This is a genomic window from Variovorax sp. P4_D9 (assembly GCF_056401695.1).
Genome location: NZ_JBFUIU010000589.1, coordinates 1 through 5653 on the forward strand (window position 1 = coordinate 1; position 5653 = coordinate 5653).

The window sequence follows — 5653 nt, forward strand, 5'->3', positions numbered from 1 at the left end:
CAGCTTCGCGCTCATGTAGTCCGCGCCCGAGACCGGCGGCTGCCAGACGAACTCGATGCGCTGCGCGTCCCCGAGCGGCTGGTCGAACTTGCGGCCCACCGACACGGCCAGCACCGTCCCCTGCCCGCCCTCGCGCACCGCGCAGTACTTGGTATTGAGGTGCAGCATCAGCACGTCGCACCAGACCGCCGGTTTGGAGAGCGCGCTGCTCACTTGCTCGAACGGGTGGTCGACGAGCGCGAAGATGTTGCCGCTCAACAGGCCCGAGGCTTCGCTCGATTCGAGCACCAGCGGCCGGCCGAAGGCGTTCTTGTCGAACTGCGACTTGACCGCCTCGTGCTTGGCCAGCAGCGCCGCGGCGCTGCCGAGTTGGGGCTGCGACCAGGCCAACGCCGGCAGCAGCAGGCAGACACACAAAAGAATCCGGCGGAGCAAGGCATTTTGCATGATGCCCGCCATTGTGGTCCGCTCCGCCAACGAAGCAAGAGCCGCTCATCCGCAGCCGGCGCAGCCAGCCCGTTCATCCCCCGGCCGGCGCAGCCAGGCCCGTTGGTGAAACACCGCGGATCCGGCTTCGCCGGGCCGCTGGTGTTGCCCCCGGTAGGGGGTGGGCGCCCGGACACGAAGTGCCGGGCAACCTGGGGGCGAGCCCTATACAGCCATGATGGACACCGACTTGGTGTTCAAGTAGTTCTCCATCGCTTCCGGACCGCCCTCCGAGCCGTAGCCCGAATCCTTGATGCCGCCGAAAGGCATCTCGGGCGAAGGCGCGGCCGGCTGGTTGATCCACAGCATGCCGACTTCCACGCGCTGCGACAACAGGTGCGCGTTCTTGATCGATTGCGTGAAGGCATAGCCGGCCAGGCCGAAAGGCAGGCGGTTCGCCTCGGCGATCGCGTCGTCGAGCGAGTCGAAGCCACGGATCGCCGCAATCGGGCCGAAGGGCTCGTTGTTGAACACATCGGCCTCGAGCGAGACATCGGTCAGCACCGTGGGCGCGAAGAAATTGCCGCTACTGCCGATCCGCTCGCCGCCGGTCGCGACCTTGGCGCCGGTGGCGCGGGCGTCCTCGAGCACCTTGGCCATGGCGCCGAGGCGGCGCGCGTTGGCCAGCGGGCCGAGCGTCGTGCCTTCGGCCAGGCCGTCGCCGAGCTTCAGGCTCTCGGCATGCTTGACCATCGCCTGGGCGAAGGCGTCGCGGATGCTGTTGTGCACCAGGAAACGGGTCGGCGAGATGCAGACCTGGCCGGCATTGCGGAACTTGGCGCCGCCCGAGGCCTTCACTGCCAGTTCGACGTCGGCGTCCGCAGCGACGATCACCGGCGCATGGCCGCCGAGCTCCATCGTGGCGCGCTTCATGTGCTGGCCGGCCAGCGCAGCGAGCTGCTTGCCGACCGGGGTCGAACCGGTGAAGGTGACCTTGCGGATGATCGGGTGCGGAATCAGGTAGTTCGAGATCTGGGCCGGATCGCCGAACACCAGGCCGACCGTGCCCTTGGGCACCCCGGCATCGACGAAGGCCTGCAGCAGCGCGGCCGGCGAAGCCGGGGTTTCCTCCGGCGCCTTGCACAGGAAGGAGCAGCCGCTGGCCAGCGCCGCGCCGAGCTTGCGCACGATCTGGTTGATCGGGAAGTTCCAGGGCGTGAAGGCGGCGACCGGGCCGACCGGCTCCTTCAGCACCAGTTGTTGCGCCGCCAGGTTGCGCGAGGGCACGATGCGGCCATACACGCGGCGGCCTTCGTCGGCGAACCATTCGATGATGTCGGCGCCGGCGAGCACTTCCCCGCGGGCTTCGGCGAAGGGCTTGCCCTGCTCCTGCGTGAGGATGCGGGCGATCTCGGGTGCACGCTCGCGCAGCAGCCCGGCAGCCTTTCGCATGGTGGTGGCGCGCTCGTTGGCCGGAATCCGGCGCCAGGCCTCGAAGCCTCGCTGGGCCGCGTCGAGCGCTCGATCGAGGTCGGCGGTGCCGGCAAAGGCGACCTTGCCGATCGGCTTGCCGGTGGCCGGGTTGATCACTTCCTGGGTCTTGCCGCTCGCGGCGTCACACCATTCGCCATCGATCAGCAGGCGGGTGTCGGGGTAGCTGGGGGTGGTCATGCAGAGTCCTTGAATTGCGGGGCCGCCCGGAAGCAGGGGCGGCCGCCAATCCTACCTAACTTAACTAGCTCGGCGGTGGGTGCGAGGGCGGTGGCGGGCTGTTCGCGCGCACCCAATAGAACTGCTTGGCCGGGGCCGCCGGCTCGACGCGCAGACGCCGCACCGGCCTTACGCCGATCTGGCCTTCGACCGAGCAATAGAGCGGCTCGCCCTCGGCCAGGCTGCAGTGGGCATCGAGCATCGACTGCAGCGAGACCGAGGCGCTGTTGCGCCCGGCGTCGACCGAGCGGACGAAGAAGCGCTCGCGGGTCGCCACCAGCTGGCTGCGAGCTTCCGATGGGCCGCTGGTCACGGCGAGCCTCGGGCCTTTCCAGGCTGCGTCGACGTCGAAGGCCAGCATCACCGCATCGGGTGTATCGATGCCCTTCAGCGATCCGCTCTGGGCCGCGGCGAGCCAGCCCAGCAGCTGCGGCGTCAGCTCGAAGGAGACCGTCTCGGACGGTGCGCCGGGGAGTCCCGAAACCTCGACGAAGACGATCCGGCAACTGCGGGTTGCATTCTCGATCCGGCGCGCCACTTCCCGGCGCCGCGTCGCACGGACATGGGCGACCGCCGCGAAGCCCGCCACCGGCGCGGCGAACGCGAGCACCTTGAAGGCATCGTAGCCATAGACGGCCAGGTTCATGTCCGCCCCTTCGGACGCGTGCCGCAGCGGCCCTGCATCGACCTCAGATTCACACTGTCTCCTCGTCGCGACCGCCCGCCTCGCCCCCGAACGGCGAGCGGCATGCGCTGAACGTATATCGGCGATCCGGCAGGAAACTTGAGGCAGCGTTGCGCGGCCATGACGCACGGCGTGCATTTCACTGCGGCATCCGCTCGCGGCCCGCCGCTTCAGGCTATTCTGGAAAGCGTGTCATCCGGCACTTCAAACCCCCTTAGGAGGATCTCCATGACAGCAAGGCTTTTCTATCGCGTCGCAGCATTCGCGCTGGCGCTGGTGCTCACCGCGTGTGCGGCGCCAGGCTCGCAATCCGGGTCGATGACGATCCGCCAGGGCAAGATCGAGCAGATCACGCCGACCACGATCGCCAGTTCGCACCACACCGGCGTCGGCGCGGTGCTCGGCGGCCTGGCCGGCGTGGGCATCGGCAGCCTGATCGGCGGCGGCACCGGGCGCGACGTCGCGATGGTGGTGGGTGCCATCGGCGGCACCGTGGCCGGCAGCGAGGTCGCCCGGCGCTACGACACGCCGGTGGCCGGCCAGCAGGTCTTCGTGCGCACCGACAGCGGCGTGCTGGTCGAGGTGACCCAGCCGGTAACGCCGGGCCTGCGCGTGGGCCAGCGCGTGTTCATCCAGGGCAATGGCGTCGACGCGAGGGTGACCCCGCAGTAGTTGCTCGCCTAAGGCTTGCCGTTCTGCGAGAGCAGGACGGCAATCGGGCGGGTGCCCTGGAACTCCGAGAAGATGATGGTCATCATGGCGGTGATGGGAACCGCCAGGAAGGCGCCGGGCACGCCCCAGAGGGCCACCCAGACCGCCAGGCTCACGAGGATCGCGAACGGGCTCAGGTTGAGCGAGTTGCCCATCACGTAGGGGTCCAGGAAGTTGCCGATCACGAACTGGACCACGGCCAGCAGCATCATGATCTGGATCGCCTCGCCGGCACCGCCGAACTGGGCCACCGCCATCAGCCCCGGCAGCACGACGCTCAGGAACGAGCCGATGTAGGGCACGTAGTTCAGCAAGGCGATCAGCACGGCCCAGAAGCCGGCGAACTCGAGGCCGGCGAAACGCATGATCACGTAGCTCAGCGCGCCCAGCAGCACGCCGAGGAAGGTCTTGAGCGCCAGGTAGGCGCCGACCCGGGAATTGATGTCGGCGATCACCTGCTTGATGCGCTGCGCATGCGCGGGGCTGCGCGCGATGGCGGAGATCTTGCGGTCGAGATGGCTGCGCTCGACCAGCAGGAAACAGGCGTAGAGCGCGACCACGATCACGGTGGCGAACAGCGAGGACAGTGACGCCAGCACCGAGCCGACCACCCGCTGCAAGCTCACCTGCGCCAGCAGGTCGCGGCGCAGCGTGGTCCAGGTCGGTTCGGACTCGACCCGCATCAGCACCGCCACCCGCTGCACCGCCGCCAGCAGCGACTCCTGGTAGCGCGGCGCCATCGCGATCACGTTGTCCTTGTTGGCCAGGATCGTGTAGATGACCATGCCAAGGCCCACCGCGATGATCAGCACCGACAGCATTGAGATGACCACCTGCGGCAAGGCCGGCCCCAGCAGCGGCACCTTGCCGATCAGGCGCGCCAGGCCGAGGATCACGTAGACCACGAAGACGCTGAACATGATCGGCACGAACACGTTGCGCCCGATGTAGAACACCCAGCCGATCATCAGCGCGATCGCCGTGCCATAGACGAAGGTCTGGAATCGTTCGTTCATGCTGGATGCTCAGCGGCTGCGCGTGTCCGCCACGCCAACCGGACGCTGGGTCATCGAATCGGCCGTGTCCACCCAGCCGCCGCCCATCGCCTGGTAGACGTTGACCGCCTGCGTGTAGCGGCCGGCCTTCAGGCTCACGAAGGCCAGTTCGGCCGCGAACAGTTCGTTGTCGGCGACCAGCACCTCGAGGTAGCCGACTAGGCCGCTCTCGAACTTTAGCCTGGACAGCCGCGCGAACTCGCGCAGCGCGATCACCCGCCCGCGCTGGAACTCGACCCCCTCGATGCTCTTCTGGGTGCCGATCAACGCGTTGTTGGCATCCCGGAAGGCGCCGAGCACGGTCTGCTGGTAGACCAGCTCGGCCTGCGCCTTCTGGGCTTCGGCCGAGCGGATCTGCCCCTCGATGGCGCCGAAGGTGAAAATCGCCCCCGTCAGGCCCGCGACCACCGACCAGGTGGTGGCGGGTCCGGTGAGGAAGTTGCTGAACGAGGTGCTGGCGGATCCCAGCGCCCCGGTCAGCGACAGGCTCGGGTTATAGAGCGAACGCGCCACGCCGATGCTGGCATTGGCTGCCACCAGGTTCTGCTCGGCCGCCAGGATGTCCGGCCGCCGCTGCAACAGGTCGGATGGCAGGCCGGCGGGGATCGATCAGCTGGTTCAGGACCGGATCGCCGACCTGCTCCCACCATTTGGTGTTGGCCACTTCGGCGGCCATCGGGTAGTCGATCCGCCAGACCGTCGGCGACTGCACCGCGGGCCGCACGAAGTCGGGCCCGACCGTGCAGCCCGCCAGCGCCACCACGACCGCAGCGGACACTGCTGCAAGCATTGACTTCCTCATCTCGTTCTCCTTCAGCCCGGTGCCATCAGCGCGTAGCCGAACAGCAGGGACACTACCAGCAATGCGATGCTCGCAACGGCCCAGCGCCGCACGAAAGTGTCGATCGCTTCGAATCCGCGTCCGGCCGCAGCCACCACCCGGTCGAGCCGGCCCAGCGCCACGCCGACATCGCCGGCCGGGATCCGCGGCAGGGCCCGCCCGAGGCTGTCCAGCCCGAACGCGATGGCGGCGCCGACCAGAACCGGCCAGAGCGCGGCCCACAGC

The 5653-nt window shown here is 68.3% G+C and carries 7 protein-coding genes and 1 pseudogene; 1 reads left to right on the top strand and 7 read right to left on the bottom strand.

Features of this window, described 5'->3' with window-relative positions:
* The 3 genes and pseudogenes from AC1DY5_RS39655 to AC1DY5_RS39665 all read right to left on the bottom strand — a co-directional run.
* A pseudogene (locus AC1DY5_RS39655) lies at positions 1-447 on the bottom strand (hypothetical protein); the annotation flags it as partial.
* Between the two features lie 204 nt (positions 448-651).
* Complete coding sequence (locus tag AC1DY5_RS39660; protein WP_478119934.1) at positions 652-2097, bottom strand: NAD-dependent succinate-semialdehyde dehydrogenase; 1446 nt, start codon at positions 2095-2097, stop codon at positions 652-654.
* A gap of 64 nt (positions 2098-2161) precedes the next feature.
* On the bottom strand, positions 2162-2782 hold the full coding sequence (locus AC1DY5_RS39665) for a hypothetical protein (protein ID WP_478119935.1): 621 nt from the start codon (positions 2780-2782) through the stop codon (positions 2162-2164).
* A gap of 267 nt (positions 2783-3049) precedes the next feature.
* On the opposite strand from AC1DY5_RS39665, the gene AC1DY5_RS39670 reads away from it, so the two are divergent.
* The gene (locus AC1DY5_RS39670) at positions 3050-3493 is read left to right on the top strand and encodes an outer membrane lipoprotein (protein WP_478119936.1); all 444 of its coding nucleotides are present in this window, start codon (positions 3050-3052) and stop codon (positions 3491-3493) included.
* 8 nt (positions 3494-3501) lie between these two features.
* On the opposite strand, the gene AC1DY5_RS39675 is transcribed toward AC1DY5_RS39670, so the two are convergent.
* From AC1DY5_RS39675 to AC1DY5_RS39690, 4 genes are all read right to left on the bottom strand, one after another.
* Positions 3502-4548, bottom strand: coding sequence for an AI-2E family transporter (locus AC1DY5_RS39675; protein WP_478119937.1), 1047 nt, complete (start codon positions 4546-4548; stop codon positions 3502-3504).
* 9 nt (positions 4549-4557) lie between these two features.
* Positions 4558-5124: a TolC family protein gene (locus AC1DY5_RS39680; RefSeq protein ID WP_478119938.1), complete on the bottom strand. Its 567-nt coding sequence runs from the start codon at positions 5122-5124 to the stop codon at positions 4558-4560.
* Positions 5081-5389: a hypothetical protein gene (locus tag AC1DY5_RS39685; protein ID WP_478119939.1), complete on the bottom strand. Its 309-nt coding sequence runs from the start codon at positions 5387-5389 to the stop codon at positions 5081-5083. Before AC1DY5_RS39685 ends, AC1DY5_RS39680 begins: the two co-directional genes overlap by 44 nt.
* A gap of 11 nt (positions 5390-5400) precedes the next feature.
* The coding region (locus AC1DY5_RS39690; protein ID WP_478119940.1) for a hypothetical protein at positions 5401-5653 on the bottom strand (253 nt) is incomplete at its 5' end.